At 37.3% G+C, this 14,798-nt stretch carries 21 protein-coding genes and 1 riboswitch; of the genes, 6 read left to right on the top strand and 15 right to left on the bottom strand.

All coding sequences use genetic code 11. The annotated features are described in order from the left end of the window. Nucleotides 1-3: 3 nt before the first annotated feature. A riboswitch (glycine riboswitch) is annotated at nt 4-94 on the bottom strand. Between the two features lie 139 nt (nt 95-233). Together E2626_RS16525 and E2626_RS16520 are read left to right on the top strand one after the other, a co-directional pair. Continuing rightward, nucleotides 234-1,871, top strand: coding sequence for a DEAD/DEAH box helicase (locus tag E2626_RS16525; RefSeq protein ID WP_134383201.1), 1,638 nt, complete (start codon nt 234-236; stop codon nt 1,869-1,871). Further along, on the top strand, nt 1,840-2,526 hold the full coding sequence (locus E2626_RS16520) for a YqhG family protein (RefSeq protein ID WP_166786860.1): 687 nt from the start codon (nt 1,840-1,842) through the stop codon (nt 2,524-2,526). Before E2626_RS16525 ends, E2626_RS16520 begins: the two co-directional genes overlap by 32 nt. Here E2626_RS16520 and E2626_RS16515 read toward each other — a convergent pair. The 8 genes from E2626_RS16515 to E2626_RS16480 form a co-directional block, all read right to left on the bottom strand. Then, a complete protein-coding gene (locus E2626_RS16515) occupies nt 2,504-3,007 on the bottom strand; it encodes a shikimate kinase (RefSeq protein WP_134383197.1) in 504 nt (167 codons plus the stop codon). The genes E2626_RS16520 and E2626_RS16515 overlap by 23 nt on opposite strands. Before the next feature lie 220 nt (nt 3,008-3,227). After that, nucleotides 3,228-3,671: a competence type IV pilus minor pilin ComGF gene (gene comGF / locus E2626_RS16510; RefSeq protein WP_134383247.1), complete on the bottom strand. Its 444-nt coding sequence runs from the start codon at nt 3,669-3,671 to the stop codon at nt 3,228-3,230. Then, entirely contained in the window at nt 3,637-3,933 is a 297-nt protein-coding gene (comGE, locus tag E2626_RS16505; protein WP_134383195.1) for a competence type IV pilus minor pilin ComGE, read from the bottom strand. Before comGE ends, comGF begins: the two co-directional genes overlap by 35 nt. Beyond that, on the bottom strand, nt 3,917-4,375 hold the full coding sequence (gene comGD / locus E2626_RS16500; protein WP_166786859.1) for a competence type IV pilus minor pilin ComGD: 459 nt from the start codon (nt 4,373-4,375) through the stop codon (nt 3,917-3,919). The genes comGE and comGD overlap by 17 nt, the downstream gene beginning before the upstream one ends. Beyond that, entirely contained in the window at nt 4,350-4,685 is a 336-nt protein-coding gene (comGC, locus tag E2626_RS16495; RefSeq protein ID WP_134383191.1) for a competence type IV pilus major pilin ComGC, read from the bottom strand. The genes comGD and comGC overlap by 26 nt, the downstream gene beginning before the upstream one ends. Nucleotides 4,686-4,702: 17 nt before the next feature. Continuing rightward, nucleotides 4,703-5,761 carry a competence type IV pilus assembly protein ComGB gene (gene comGB / locus E2626_RS16490; protein ID WP_134383189.1) on the bottom strand — a complete coding sequence of 353 codons (1,059 nt, stop codon included), beginning with the start codon at nt 5,759-5,761 and terminating at the stop codon, nt 4,703-4,705. Further along, entirely contained in the window at nt 5,670-6,740 is a 1,071-nt protein-coding gene (gene comGA, locus E2626_RS16485) for a competence type IV pilus ATPase ComGA (protein ID WP_134383187.1), read from the bottom strand. Before comGA ends, comGB begins: the two co-directional genes overlap by 92 nt. Before the next feature lie 202 nt (nt 6,741-6,942). Further along, a complete protein-coding gene (locus E2626_RS16480) occupies nt 6,943-7,323 on the bottom strand; it encodes a Spx/MgsR family RNA polymerase-binding regulatory protein (protein ID WP_134383185.1) in 381 nt (126 codons plus the stop codon). Nucleotides 7,324-7,688: 365 nt separating this feature from the next. Between E2626_RS16480 and E2626_RS16475 the strand changes: the two genes are divergently transcribed. Then, nucleotides 7,689-7,931 carry a DUF2626 domain-containing protein gene (locus E2626_RS16475; RefSeq protein ID WP_041122869.1) on the top strand — a complete coding sequence of 81 codons (243 nt, stop codon included), beginning with the start codon at nt 7,689-7,691 and terminating at the stop codon, nt 7,929-7,931. A gap of 82 nt (nt 7,932-8,013) precedes the next feature. Here the strand turns inward: E2626_RS16475 and E2626_RS16470 are convergent, their stop codons facing one another. Continuing rightward, complete coding sequence (locus tag E2626_RS16470) at nt 8,014-8,643, bottom strand: MBL fold metallo-hydrolase (protein ID WP_134383183.1); 630 nt, start codon at nt 8,641-8,643, stop codon at nt 8,014-8,016. 179 nt (nt 8,644-8,822) lie between these two features. Here E2626_RS16470 and E2626_RS16465 point away from each other — a divergent pair, with 179 nt between their 5' ends. Then, a complete protein-coding gene (locus tag E2626_RS16465; RefSeq protein WP_134383181.1) occupies nt 8,823-8,993 on the top strand; it encodes a DUF2759 domain-containing protein in 171 nt (56 codons plus the stop codon). A gap of 30 nt (nt 8,994-9,023) precedes the next feature. Here E2626_RS16465 and E2626_RS16460 read toward each other — a convergent pair whose 3' ends face one another. The 6 genes from E2626_RS16460 to rpmG all read right to left on the bottom strand — a co-directional run bounded on the left by E2626_RS16460 (nt 9,024) and on the right by rpmG (nt 13,672). Further along, complete coding sequence (locus tag E2626_RS16460) at nt 9,024-9,341, bottom strand: MTH1187 family thiamine-binding protein (RefSeq protein ID WP_134383179.1); 318 nt, start codon at nt 9,339-9,341, stop codon at nt 9,024-9,026. 64 nt (nt 9,342-9,405) lie between these two features. Continuing rightward, entirely contained in the window at nt 9,406-11,307 is a 1,902-nt protein-coding gene (locus E2626_RS16455; RefSeq protein WP_134383177.1) for an LTA synthase family protein, read from the bottom strand. A gap of 375 nt (nt 11,308-11,682) precedes the next feature. Beyond that, nucleotides 11,683-12,651, bottom strand: a complete 969-nt coding sequence (locus E2626_RS16450) for an ROK family glucokinase (RefSeq protein WP_134383175.1) — start codon at nt 12,649-12,651, stop codon at nt 11,683-11,685. 13 nt (nt 12,652-12,664) lie between these two features. Beyond that, complete coding sequence (locus E2626_RS16445) at nt 12,665-12,862, bottom strand: YqgQ family protein (protein WP_134383173.1); 198 nt, start codon at nt 12,860-12,862, stop codon at nt 12,665-12,667. 53 nt (nt 12,863-12,915) lie between these two features. Further along, nucleotides 12,916-13,458, bottom strand: coding sequence for a 5-formyltetrahydrofolate cyclo-ligase (locus tag E2626_RS16440; RefSeq protein WP_134383171.1), 543 nt, complete (start codon nt 13,456-13,458; stop codon nt 12,916-12,918). 64 nt (nt 13,459-13,522) lie between these two features. Further along, nucleotides 13,523-13,672, bottom strand: a complete 150-nt coding sequence (rpmG, locus tag E2626_RS16435) for a 50S ribosomal protein L33 (RefSeq protein WP_039809691.1) — start codon at nt 13,670-13,672, stop codon at nt 13,523-13,525. A 168-nt stretch (nt 13,673-13,840) separates the two neighbouring features. Here rpmG and E2626_RS16430 point away from each other — a divergent pair, with 168 nt between their 5' ends. Both E2626_RS16430 and E2626_RS16425 read left to right on the top strand, forming a co-directional pair. Then, complete coding sequence (locus E2626_RS16430; protein ID WP_134383169.1) at nt 13,841-14,185, top strand: hypothetical protein; 345 nt, start codon at nt 13,841-13,843, stop codon at nt 14,183-14,185. A 9-nt stretch (nt 14,186-14,194) separates the two neighbouring features. Beyond that, a complete protein-coding gene (locus E2626_RS16425) occupies nt 14,195-14,638 on the top strand; it encodes an endolytic transglycosylase MltG (protein ID WP_134383167.1) in 444 nt (147 codons plus the stop codon). Nucleotides 14,639-14,798: the final 160 nt, after the last annotated feature.

Genomic DNA, 14,798 nt, shown 5'->3' with positions numbered 1-14,798 from the left:
TTGCGTCCAGCAGAAGTCTTTTTGCCTGAGAGATTCACGGATATGCTTGCTCCTTCGGCGCTCTTTCTAAAAGAGTCTCTCCCTCTGCTATCATTCGCTTATATTTGTTTAATAAATGGACACAATAACTATACGCTTATTAATTTATAAAATAGTTGATTCTAAAATCATCTTTATCGTACCATCATCTTTCTTTGACAACAATCATTAATTGCAATGAAAGGAGAATTGATATGACATTTTCAATAGTCACTCATGAAGCGGGCTGGAAAGAAGACTTTCTATCTTATTTATATTCAAACAGACCGTCAAACTATCACTTGAACAGGAAAGTTCAACAACTACATAAAAGTATGTTAGTAAATGGGCGTGAATTATTATCTTTAAAGTTCATGCCTATGTTTCAACCTCTGCCTCACCAGATAAATGCTGCTGAAAAAGTGATTTTTGATATGAACGGCAGTGCGATTCTGGCAGATGAAGTGGGGCTTGGGAAAACAGCTGAAGCAGCTATCATTTTAAAAGAATTACAGCTTCGTCACCTTGCAACTTCTGTCTTGATACTGGTGCCATCTTCACTTGCAGGACAATGGCAATCTGAACTTTACAACCTGGGTATTTCATCAATTATCCATAAAGGTAAAAAAGAATGGCGCACCTATCCGGTAACGATCGCATCCATAGATTTGTTAAAAAGAGAACCTTTCAGAACTATATTTACTGATTTGTATTTCGACCTCGTCATAGTAGATGAAGCGCACAAACTTTCTAATCCGAAAACAATGAACTATCAGTTCGTTTCATCATTACAAAAAACATATTTGCTGCTCCTTACAGCCACACCCGTCCAAAATAAATCAGAAGAACTTTTCACATTGTCAACCTTAGTCAGTCCAGGGTTATTTGAAGATAAAAAAGAATTCAAAAGAATGTCTTTGGAAAATAGCAAAATTTTTCACGAGCGGATGAATTCACTCATGATACGCACCAGAAAAAAAGACACTGATATTAAATGGACAAAAAGAAACATTGAAATAAAGTGGCTGGACCAATCAGGTTATGAGAGAGAATTATATGTTGCTGTAGAAAAAGCCTTTAGGGAACTAAAAAGGGTTAACACTCACCAATTCACTCATCTGACACTGTTAAAGCAGGGATGCAGTTCGAGTATTGCTTTATTAAAAGCTCTTAAAAGAGAACAGCACAAAGATCTATGTCATGTACTTGGTCCAATATTGAATATTACACCCGGTCAGCTCGAGACGGTGAAAGGAAAAGAAATACTTGAAATTATCAATAAAAGAAAGGATAAAGTACTGGTCTTTACTCAGTACCGTGCAACTCAGCTCTATTTGCAATGGTATCTAAAACAACACAACGTATCTTCTGTGATGTTTCGAGGGGGCTTTAAAAAAGGTAAGAAAAAATGGATGACTGACCTTTTCAGAGATCATGCTGACGTGATGATTGCTACTGAAGCCGGATCTGAAGGATTAAATCTCCAATTCTGCAGCTGTGTGATTCATGCTGATCTGCCCTGGAATCCAATGAAGCTAGAGCAGAGAATTGGAAGAATTCACAGGCTGGGGCAGGAAAAAGATGTTGAAATCATCTATCTATTGAATAAAAATACGATTGAAGAAAGAATATGGACTTTATTAGAAAACAAAGTCCATCTGTTTGAAGCAATTATTGGGGAGCATGAACAAATCCTTTCTACCGAAAGGATAGAAGCAGAGAAGTATTTAGAAGACGCATTAATGAACTCCAGGTCAGAAGAAGAAATAAAATATAAATTAAATTTACTTGAAGACTATTTAGCAAATGAGGGCGTCAATCATGCTGAAAGAGGCTTACAGACTGGTAATTGAATACCTGAAATCAAATGGAGCAATTGTGACGGAATCAGCTAACAAAGCAGCCGTCCAGCTGTCAGAGCAGCTGGACAGAAAGTTTATGAATCGTCCTTTTTACTGGCATTATCGGGACGCTCTTAATCAGTCAGGAGATCCACTTCAAATTATGCTCGTTGATTCACCTGACACAAGCAATCATAAAGGTTTCACTCAGCTTAACTATGATCACCCCATTTTCCAATCAATGCTCGCTTCAGCTCAGGAGGAAAACCGATTCTATACTGCTTATGAAAAAGCAGAAAACCAGAGGGATCTATTTCCCTGGATACATTTGCAATTAACCACAGGAATTATACCTCCAGGTCCTGCCAGCATCAGGATAGATAGTCGTATTTCATTAACAACTGGACTCATACTGATGAATTCACATGAAAAAATACCGGATCTGCATTTATTTGAAACCAGACCAAATGGAAGTGTTCTTCATTCCAATCGCATTCCTTACGAAACAGCACTAAACATCCTAAATACACGATTTGAAAAGTATTGTGAACAGTTACTCGAAGAAAATAGTGAGCAGCATGCTGCCGTTCTTCAAAAGAATAAACCCGATCCATCTATTTCAATTCATCACATTTCTGCCGGCCTTATTTACCTTTGTTCTCCTTAAGGGTTGATAAGATAATAGCCTTTACACTATCCTCCGGGGAGCAATGCGATACCGAAACTCGATGATGAGATACTTGCTCATAGAGAACCGTTCTTTTATGAAATAGCTCTTCCAGCTCCTTATAAGGTTTTGCTGCAACTGGTCTGGATTGATCGCCTTCTATTCTTGCATACAACTCTTCAAATGGGGCGTGGAGATAAATAACCGTTCCATTTTCACGCATCCATTTTCCGGTATCTTCAAAATATAATATGCCACCCCCAGTAGCAACGATTTCTGCATCAGTTCTTTTCAGTGCTTCTACTTCAATATTTCTGAATGCCAGTTCTCCATCCATTTGAAAAATCGTGCTGATCTTTTTCTTTTCAGTCTGTTCGATCCACTGGTCCAAGTCGATAAAAGATGCAGACAATTCTCTGCTTAATACCCGTCCAATCGTTGACTTTCCCGCTCCCATAAAACCAATTAAGTAAATCTTCATCTGGAATCACCTTCATGTATTAATTTTGATTCATCATACATGATTTTATCTTCTGTGCCTACTTTATTCGGTCCTCCATAGGTCTGCCGCTGCCTGACGATAGTAATCAGACATCATTTCGGCATGTCGCACTCTGTCTATAGAAATTGTTGCAATGACTGTTGAGGCTGATAACAGTAATAAAAAAAATATTAATACCGGCAACAATATCGAACCGTCTTCATTCTTGAATACTCGTATAAAATACGGTTTTTCTTTTAATCCCATCGGCAAACTCCACCTCCATCATAACCAGCTGATTATCTGTCCAAATCATCAAATCTTTTATATCCGTCAGATGAATTTCGTGACCGGTTCCATTGACTGTCTTTCGAAGAAGCGTTCCATATTTGGAGAATCTGATTATCGCTTCCCCTCTTGTAAATGTTAGAGACTGTTGTGTGTGAGACTCAATTGTTAAAGGACCAATTTCATTTTGGAATTGAATAGCGAATACATCCCATTCTTTTGAAGGGTTTTCATAATGTAAAAGACTGGCAAAACTGAAAATTAAGAGCGCAAATAGCGGAGCAATAACTGTTAATATCCCGATACTGATCATTATTTCAAGCATTGTGAAGCCTTTGTTATTATTTCTGAACACATACCCTGACGCTATCTTCATTTGACACACACATGGTATCCGGTCTAAATTCAATCAAGTATTCTCCCCCTTCTTTAACCACACTGCTTTCAACGGTTCCTTTTACTTGATAAATTTTCATTTGTTCATAAGCAATTCCATACATGATGGATCGCTCTTCAGCTTCATCAGCTTTTACTACAATGGTAACGATTAGTGGCAGGATCAACAGACAGAAAGTAATACATATGCCAAGAGACAAAATAGACTCAACAAGTGTGAAACCTTTATGATTTTTCCACATAAAATCTTCCTTTAGCAAGATAGAAATGATAATTCATAGATGCTCCATTAACTTTAAATCGAACTACACCAAAAGTAGTCGTATTACCTGACGGAGCATATCTGAATACGCTTAATGTACCGTTTTCCAGTAATTCAACATTTTCAGGTAGCATGACATCTGCTAGCACTTTTTCATTTGGTGTGTATCCTGCAATCATTTTGTAGTTTTGTTTGGAAGCATCAAACCTGACCGTCACGTATTGTTTTTCTTTAAGGGCTACCAGCTGTGCAAAGTGCAGATCGTTTGTTAGTTGAGTTTCAAATGAAGTGGACATTTCCTTTGCTGAAGAATAAACCGAGGATGTAATTATAATGAATAAACCGACAACACATAATACGATCATTACTTCAATCAACGTAAAGCCTTTCTCCTGATCAAGGTTCACTGACAATCGCAACATTCCCATCTGCTTCTATCGTCAATTCTCTACCGTCAGGACATGTGGTTTCATGCTGATTTAAATATCCTGCCAGTTGCAGAGCATCCATGTCAGCCGGCAGTGATTTTTCTGACATCCTGAATGATTCCACCTGGGCTTGTACCATTTGCTGGAATGCTTCACAGCCTTTGCCGTTAATTTCTTTACTTTGAGAAGAGATATTCGGCAAGCTGACAATCAGCAGTACTGAAATGACCAGTAACACAATCACCATTTCAATTAAAGTAAATGCCCGATTATTTTTTATCAAATTAATCAATTTTTTTCTCATCATGTTTCCTCCATCAATCAAATAGTTTGTAATAAATTAAAAACTGGTAAAAGAATAACTAAATATGCGCCAATCACCGCTATTCCTAAAAGTGTAAAGATTACTGGCTGCAGAAAATTAAAATACCTCCCTGATTTTTCTTCAAGTGCCGCTAAACAATACTTACTGTAGAATCCCCATTCCTTTTCAAGGTTACCGTTCATTTCTCCATGCTGAGTTATTCGCAGTAATTCATCAGTGAAATAAGGCAGTAACAGCATTGTATGATATACGCTCTGGCCTCTTTCAAGCTCTTCCGTCATAAACCGCCCGATGTCTTTAAAAAGAGGTCTGTAAGGCTGGTCAATAAAGGTTTGCAGCATTTGTTGAAATGATAAGCCGCTCATCAGCAGTGTTGACGCTTCTCTTGAAAACAGATAACTGTGATAATGTTTAAAATAGAAACCTGCAAACGGCAGCGAGGACAGTGTTTTCCATCTTTCTAATGGAGATCTTTTCATCAAAGTAATCGTGAAAATAAAGGTGAATAGCGAAATGAATAGTAACGCGATGATGAAGAATTGAGGGAGCGTTTGAAATAAAGTGTCCGCAATGATAATAATTTTAGACTGGTCACTGCCAATAGACTGATAAAGTTGAGTCATTCTCGGAAGCAGATACATATTCAATACTGCGGATACAAATACAAAGAGAAGGATTAAGAACAGAGGATACTGCAGGATCGCGATTAATTTTTTCTTTTGATTTTCCCGGTGTTTCATGAGGAAAGCTGTCTCAGAAAGCGAACTGCCAATGTTTCCATACTGTTCTGCGAAATAAAGGTGCATACATGCATATGACGGAAAACCAAGCATTTTCAGCGTTTCACTTATAGATGAGCCGTTAACGAGATTGTTTATTAGCTGGTCCTGATTCTTCAGGGATGAGAATTGCAAAAAAAGAAAGCTGAGGGATTGATCCAGTGGATAGCCGTTTTCACGCAGTTCACTTAATCGGTGAAGGAAAACCGGCTGATCTTTTTTGGGGATAGTAGACTGTCGGTGTGATCCAGCGATGATATTCCTGAGAAGATACATATCCTAAAGCTGCTCCTTTCCTGAAGAGCTGCTCAAGTGTAGCATATGGATATTGCAGCGGAAGCTCGTCTAAATAATCACATACCGCATTTGAAGTCATAATTTCATAAATTGAAGTTCTTGATTGCGTTTTACCATCCACCTGTATTTTTACCAGCCGCTGCCCTGTCGCTCCAATTAAAGACTGTTTTAAATCTTCTTTTCGGATGCCAAGGTCGATCATCCTTCTGATCGCGCCTTTCGTATCTTTTGCGTGCAGCGTAGATAATACAAGATGCCCGCTTAAAGCTGCCTTCACAGCTATGTCAGCAGTTTCTTCATCACGTATTTCCCCAATGATAATCATATCAGGGTCGTGTCTTAAAACAGCTTTAAGACCAGAAGCATACGTTACACCTGCTCTTTCATTAATTTGAACCTGTAATACATGATCTTCATTTCTTTCAACAGGGTCTTCCAGTGTGATAATACTGCGATTGAGCTCAGTGGAACAATAGTGAATGAGTGAATATAAAGTGGTGGACTTACCGCTTCCAGTTGGACCGGAAAATAATATTAAACCTTGAGGTTGTCTTACCAGAATGGTTAGAGTTTTAGCGGAATTCGAGAAGAGAGATAGTTTTTCGATTGGAACTGCGAATGACTGAGGTAATAGTCTGATGACCATGCTTTCTTTGCCTTCTGCTGAAGGAAGAGTGGATATTCTGAGGGAAACTTTTTCTTCTTCAATCGTTACGGTACTTGCACCGCTTTGAGGTTTGCGCTTTTCACCGATATCCAGTGATGCCTTAAACTTAAAATGAGAGATGAGTCTCTCTCCCTGATTGACAGAGATTTTCTTGTGCATTGTGAGGTCTCCAAGTGCACGAATCTGTACAATCATCTGCTCAGATTCAGGTATAAAGTGAATGTCGGACCCTTGCTTTTTGAATGCCTCCCTTAATAAATTTTGGGCTAACAGTTCAGTGCCATATGGCATTTTTTCACATCCTTTCTGAATTTATTTACACTATACACGAAAAAGCAGCCGTTGTCTTTAAGTTTTTTTAATTGTTTGACATTTAATTACTCAGCGCTTTATTTCTAAAATCTATAAACAATATGAAATAAAAAAATGTCGGTTCACATATGATTGCATTGTATGCAATCATATGTGAACCGACATTAAGCTCAAAAGAATATCAGCTTGATAGTTTGTACGCTTGCTTCTTATTTGAGAGACTTCTTAAACCTTCAGGATTATAGCCTACAATTAGAGATTTTCCGTCAGTTAAAATTGGACGTTTTAATAACTTAGGATCTTCAATGATCAACTTCACAACCTCTGATAATGGCAGGTCTTCCACATCTCTATCAAGTGCTTTGAAGGACTGGCTTCGAGTAGCAAGAAGCTCGTCTAACCCTTCTGTAGTTAAAGAGAGTAAATTCATCAATTCATCATAATCAGGTGTTTCTCTAAAGATGTGTCGTTCGTTGACATTTACTTCATTCTCTTTTAACCACTTCTTTGTCTTTCTGCAAGATGTACAGCTCGGATAAGTAAAGAAAGTTATTTGATTCATGATCTTACCTCCATTTGTTTAATTTTTGTAAAATATTTGATTAAGTAATATTTATGTTATATCAATTGTATACCACTTGTATAATAAATGTACACCTATTTTACATGAAATAAATAAATAATTTCTAATTGTTCACAATTTGTTGAGAAATTGATTGTCATTTGAATAATTTGTAGCTTTTATATCGGAAATTTAATGAAGTTTATATAAGCACTATATAATCGTTGCGACTTGTTCAATGAATGTATAGGCTTAAATTTAAAAATCACTCAATCGTCACATATAATAATATGGATTATTTACTTTATAATATGGTATCCTATATAATAGGTTCGATGTATTGTTTGCGTAAAGGAGGGATTCGGTTGGATAAAATGTATCGCGTTATGGGGTTTTGGACTGGAATTTTTTCTGTATTATTTTATTTAGGACATATGCCAAAAACTTCATTGCTTTTCCTGGCCCAGACAGGCTTTTTCATCCTTTTAGGGTACATGAAATTATCTGAGCGCATGTATGTGTATGTATTCTTTGTATACTTAACAATTTTCTTTGCAGGATTTACTTACTGGACAACATTTATGATGCCGCTTAAGGGTCCGCTTTAATTTTAATCTTCTTATCTGAAGACAAAGAAGCCGATTCAAATAAAAAAGACGATCCCTTATTCGAGGAATCGTCTTTTTTATTTCACTGCAAAAAAGGATTGTGTCTTTTTTCCTCTAAAAGCGTTGTTACAGGTCCATGCCCCGGCAAGATGTAAGTATGATCTTCCAGCGTCATTAATTTGCTGGTAATACTCTTCATCAGCTCGTCCATATTACCTCCTGGAAGATCTGTCCTGCCAATGCTGCCCTGAAACAGTACATCACCGGATATCAGAAGTGATTCCTCTCTGAAATAGAAACTCACGCTTCCCGGGGAGTGCCCAGGCGTATGGTAGAGCTGAAACTTAAAAGTTCCAATGTTAACCTCTTTATCTTTTTCCCAGATTTGTTCAGCTGGTGAAGCAACAATCGGTTTTATTCCCTGAAAAAGTGCGGATCCATTTTTTTCAGGAGTCTGAAGCCAGCTCTTTTCCTGAATGTGCATATGAACTTCAATTTCATATTTACTTCTTACTTCTTCCACTGCCCCTATATGGTCAAAATGGGCATGTGTCAAGAGTACCGCGAGCGGTTTTAGTTGTTTTTGTTTAATGAAATCTTTAATTTTGTGTGCTTCTTCCCCCGGATCAACGATCAAACATTCCTTGTGCTCATTATATAGTATGTATGCGTTAGTCTGCATCGGTCCTAAAGGTAACTGAAACCATTCCATGTGTATCACCTCTGACAAAGTGTAGCATGATTACAAAAAAAAGACGAATACTCACGAAAGTGTCACGATTAATGCTCGACATTATAAAGAAATAACTATAAAATATATGATGAGTACACTTATATTATGCACTAATCTTGTTTTATTCAGGAACCAACGTATGGAAAGGGGTGCTTTTAATGAATGGATTAACTATTATCCTTGCGCTGGTAACGATTCTATCAGTAATTGGTACAATTACTTCTTTTAAAGAAAAGAACATTATGGGTATTTTCTTTGCACTGGCTACACTTGGAGTATTTGGCTGGTTTACGGTAATGACAATCGTATTTGACGGATATCCGGTTTAATAAAAAAAGCTGACGCAGTGTCAGCTTTTTTTATTTGGATAAATGCCTTTTCACAGATGCAAGTTTATTCTGCATTGAGTGATCATCCCTGTCTCTGCGTTCATCAATCCGGATATTCGTTGCTACTCTGCTAATCTCTTCTGAAAAAATTGATTCATGAAGCTCCTGAATAACTTTAAACACCACAGAAAGTTCCCCTTCAATCAAAGTACTCATTGGAGTAAGTTCAAATGTAATTACACCTTCCTGCGCTCTCTTCTCAAGTATCTCTTGAATATCTGCAACGTATTGACTGACGCTTGGTGTCTTAGTGCCAATTGGAATAATTGTAATATCAGCAATAGCCATCATCATTTCTCCTTTCTGTTTTCATCAGTATAATATAAAAAGCCCCCGCAGGAGCTTTTTATGTTTATTCTTCAATTATTTCATTTTCCAATAACTTACCATTCTTATTATCATAAAACCTCAGTAAGTCACCATAAATAATTTCATCATTAAATGCAAGTTCATCTTTTGCTTTATCAATAATACTCCGGCAGTTTTCTTTATCAACTTCTTCCCCGGATTCTTTATCCCAGCAAATTTCTCCTGCATAAACAAATTCATCGGATACTACTCTGCCATCTCTGAAAATTGTCATATTATCATTTTCTTCAGAAAAAACATCCTGCCCAAACTGCATTGATTCCTTATCTTCAATTCCAAGCAGGTTCAAAATTGTAGGTTTTAAGTCAATCTGACCAGTTACTTTTGAAATCGTTTCACCTTCACCATATCCAGGCATGTGAACAAAGAAAGGTACCTGCTGTAATTCAGCTGATTCATATGGTGTGATTTCTCTTTCAAGATACTGACTCATTGCGGTATTATGATTTTCTGAAATACCGTAATGATCACCATACATAATAATAATTGAATCTTCATACAAACCTGATTCCTTCAGGTCTTCAAACAATAACTTTACTGATTCATCGGTATATCTGACAGTCTGGAAATAACGATTCAGCGTTCCCGAATTCGAATCATACTCTTCAATCATTTTATCTTCTTCATCCAGATAAAAAGGGTGATGGTTAGTCAGTGTAATCATTTTAGAGAAAAACGGCTGTTCCATTTCTGTCATATGATCTACAGATTGTTCAAAGAAAGGAATATCCTTCATTCCCCAGTTAACAGCATCTCCTTCACCGACAACATAGTCCTGAAGATCATAAAACCTGTCATAGGTAAAGTTCTCATACATAATATCTCTGTTCCAGAAACTCTTGTTGTTCGCATGCATAGCTGCTGTAAAATAGCCTTCATCATTCAACTGGTGAGACATCGTCTGATATTCATTCCCACTATGTGTAAAGAATACCGCACCACGTGGAGTACCATATAATGAATTATCCAGAATAAACTCAGCATCAGACGTTTTACCCTGTTCAGTCTGATGGTAGAACTGATCAAAATAAATTGTATCCTCATCCTGTGTCAATTCGTTTAAAAATGGCGTAATCACTTCACCATTCATTTCGTTATTAATCACAAAGTCCTGAACTGATTCTAATTCAACAATGATCACATTCTTACCTTCTGCAATACCCGTGAATTCGCTATTAGGTTCAGCCCTGTTAGCTTCCACATAATTATGAACGTCAGTTAATGCATTGCTATCTGCAAGTGCACGCTGAGCAGATTGCTTTGATTGGAGGTATACATCATAAATATGATAATTATACGTACCAATGTTTTTCACAAGCATTTCACGATCAAAAGTTCTTGTCAGAAGCTGAGGTCGTTCTGTTTCTGCTAATCCCAGGTTCAAAAAGAATGTTGCAATCGCAACTAGAAAATAAGCTCTTCTCTTTAACTTAGTAGGTTCATTAAATACCATAAAAGTAGGCTTATATTTTGCAAGTACAATAAGAATTAATACGTCAACAAAATATAGCGCATCTGTCACATAGATGTTTTCCATCGCACTTCCGCCGAGATCCCCAAAGTTATTCGTCTGGAATAACACAGGCAGCGTAATGAAGTCATTAAAGAAACGATAGAAAACCATATTAGCAAAAAGAATCCCTGTCAAAATGAAGCTTGTGACAATAACATAGATGTTTCTGGTTTTTTCTTTTTTAAAGAGTAATGATACTCCAAAGATTAATAACAGGAAGCTGACCGGATTTATAAACAGGATCAGATCCTGCATGAAATTATCTGTACTGATATTAAAGCTCGCATGATATGCTATAAACGTTTTAATCCAAAGGAACGCAATGGCAATAATGACAAGCGAGAGCTTTGGCATTGACCATCTTTTGTCCATAAAAACTCCTCCTACACTTTCAATTACAATTTGTGGATATTGTATCTATACCTGATAATGATACGCCTGATTGTAAATAAAATCAAATCTGAAATTTACATACTTAAAATCTTATTTACAATTCCACCTTAATAGACGTTTCAAACATCAAAAAGTTCCACTTTTACTTAAATGATTAAAAATCCTTCAATAGTCTCATAAGCATTAAGTATTGATTTAACCGTATTTTGATTCAATCAAAATATGATTATAACGCAATTAACTTCAATGTAAAGTGAAATCATGATTATTGTAAAACAAGGACTATTCACACAAATATTACTGATATAAATAATAAAGATCTTCTGCAATAACAGAAGATCCAAGGGAGATTCCTTAATGTTTATATTTTATCAGCCAGGCAGCACCAATGACGCCTGCATCATTGCCAAGTGTGGCGATTTTTATTTCTGTTGACTCTGCTACTGTTGGAAATGCGTATTTTTTAAATTTCTCCGCAATACCATCTAATAATATATCTCCGGCTCTCGATACTCCTCCGCCGATCACAATTCTTTCAGGATTAAGTGCACTACCCAGATTTGCCAGTGCAAGCCCAAGATAAAATGTTAGTCTTTCAACAGCTGCGGATGCGGCAGAATCTCCATTTTTAGCTTCGTCAAAAACATCTTTTGCTGTTATTGCTTTATGCTCTTCCATTATTGAATGAAGTTTGGACATCCCATTTGACTTTTCCATTTCTTCCTTAGCAAGTCTGACTACGCCCGTTGCAGAAGCAACCGTTTCAAGACAGCCGGTTTTCCCACAGTTACACTGATAGCCTCCATCAGGTACTGCTGTAATGTGCCCAATTTCACCGGCAGCCCCCTTTATTCCATGAGCTATGTCGCCATTCACAATGACTCCGCCGCCTACACCAGTCCCAAGTGTTACGCAAACCACATCGCGAGCGCCTCCACCTGCACCTTTCCACATTTCTCCCAGAGCAGCTGCATTCGCATCGTTTTCAATTACTACAGGCAAACCTGTCTGCTGCGACAACTCATCTCTTAACGCTACAGGCTTTTCCCATCCGATATTTACGCCGGTGTACAGGATGCCTGTTTGCATATTAACCGGACCGGGTGCCCCAACACCAATGCCGATCACTTGATCATTGCTCAAGTTCATTTGAGTCATTTTTAATTTAACTGCTGCAGCAATATCAGGTATGATACTTACACCTTTATTAGTAGTGTTTGTTGGTATTTCCCATTTTTCTTCAATCTTACCCTCATCAGTAATAACTGCCAGTTTCGTGGTAGTACCTCCAATATCAACACCAAAAATGAATTCTGCTTTCATCATTACAATCACCTTAACTTTCTTTTCTGATTTCACTTTTCAAAACTAGCATAGCTTGTAAAAACTCTTCACGACTAATCATACCTTCGTCGTATAAACCTTTTACTTCGATTTCCATTAACTCCAAAGTTGCGAGCCTGCCCGGGCCATAAATATATTGACCATATTTTTTAAGCAATAGCTGAACGTCATGCATATTTCTAAGGGTCATCTGCAAACTCTCCCTAAGTGATTTCTGAAGAACTAAACGTAATTCCCATACAATTAGCGTTCAGTAATAACTTTTGAAACTGGTATATCGTAGCTCTCAGCGAAGTTGTCTTCTATCAGCTGAAAACTAAATGCCATAGATATGCTGTATCCTATATAATCTGAAAGAAAACGGTCATAATAACCGCCCCCGAAGCCGACCCGGTAACCTGAAGAGGAAAAAGCCAGTCCAGGTACAATGACAAGATCAATTTCACTCTTATGAGCTAAAGGAAGATGAGGTTCCGGCTCCAGCAGACCAAAAAATGAAGGAACAGCTTCTTCTAATGACTTTATGTAATGGAAGAAAAGTTTTTTTGTGTCAGGCTCACATCTTGGAGCACAGACTTTTTTACCTTCTTCGAGCGCCTGATTAATCAGTGCTTTTGTGTCAATTTCCTGCCCTCTAGATATTGTAATGGCAATAATATCGGATTCAATCCATTCTTTAGAAGTTAAAATCTTTTGATGTATGTGGTTAGTATATAATTTTTTCTCTTTTTCAGGAAGATTATGAAGCTGATTCAGCATAAGTTGTCTTATTTTCTTCTTATCCAATCGATCAGACCTCCCGGATGACAAAAAAACCGAAAATGCACTTTACATTTTCGGCTCTCATTCATTATTTCGTCTCGCGGTGAAGCGTCACTTTCTTCAGGCGCGGACTGTATTTTTTAAGTTCAATACGATCTGGATTGTTACGCTTGTTCTTAGTAGTGATGTAATTACGATCACCAGTTTCAGTGCAAGCAAGTGTAATGTTTACACGCATCTTTATCCCTCCAAACATTCAAATGCTGTTTGTTACATACTTCGATTCATACGACTTATTTATAATATCATTGTTTTTAAAAAAAATCTACTATCTTTTTTAAACGTTTATCAATCATTTAAGAACGGACATGTTACAATTATATCCGACTAAACAGGAGGTGAGAGAATGGATTGGATAATGCTTGCTGCAGGCGGGTTGGGTCTTTTTCTATTTATTTTATCGTTCTTTCTGAAAGATCGTACTAAAGCGACAGAAGATGAACTTCAGGAGCTCTCAATGAGCCTGTATCAGGAAATGTCACAGTTGAAGAAAAGAACAAAGCTGCTTGAAGAAGAATTAATGATCGAACCCATTGCTAATCATAAGACCGTTAAACCAAAACAGATCAATGAAATATTAGCAAATCAGGTGCTGTCACTTCATAAACAGGGAATGAAACCTGATCAAATATCCAAGCTTTCATCCTTACATATTGATGATGTAAGACATTTAATAAATAACAGATCGTGAGGTAATCATATGTTAGATCGCAGATCCATACGCTCAACTGGCATTGGGATGATGGCAAGTGCTCTGCTGATCTTCAGTGCAGGATACTTTATGAGCGAAAAGCCTCCAGAAACCGTTTCAAATGTCTCTGAGAATGAAATGATCATATCAAAAGATGAATACAATGGCCTTCAGGATGAAATTTCTCAATGGGAACAAAGAGTTCAATTACTCGAGGAGGAAGCTCCAGAAGAAAGCCCTGTTGAAGTTACACGCATCATTCTTTCTGTAGAAGCTGGAATGACTTCTCCTGAAATCGGTGACCAGCTTTTCTCAGGCGGTATCATTGATGATGAAGATGTTTTTAACGAATATCTAGTAGATCAGAATTTAACAGACAGAATTCAAATTGGTGAATATGACCTGAATTCTACGATGAGTATTGAGCAGATTGCAAAGCTGATTACCCAATAAAATATAGACCGTCTGTCTCAATTTTCAGCACGTACCCCATCAGCAAATGTACGCTCAAACCTGGACTTATATGTCACATAAAAAAAGAAGCCCTGAGGCTTCTTTTTATCAGGTTGTTGAATTTCATAAGCCGTGCCGGATCATTCCTTCGCTTTCCGCG

This window comes from Jeotgalibacillus salarius (assembly GCF_004405125.1).
Taxonomy (GTDB): Bacteria; Bacillota; Bacilli; order Bacillales; family Jeotgalibacillaceae; genus Jeotgalibacillus; species Jeotgalibacillus salarius.
Note: the sequence above shows the minus strand (reverse complement) of the source record. Positions and strands in the feature narration are given on the sequence as shown.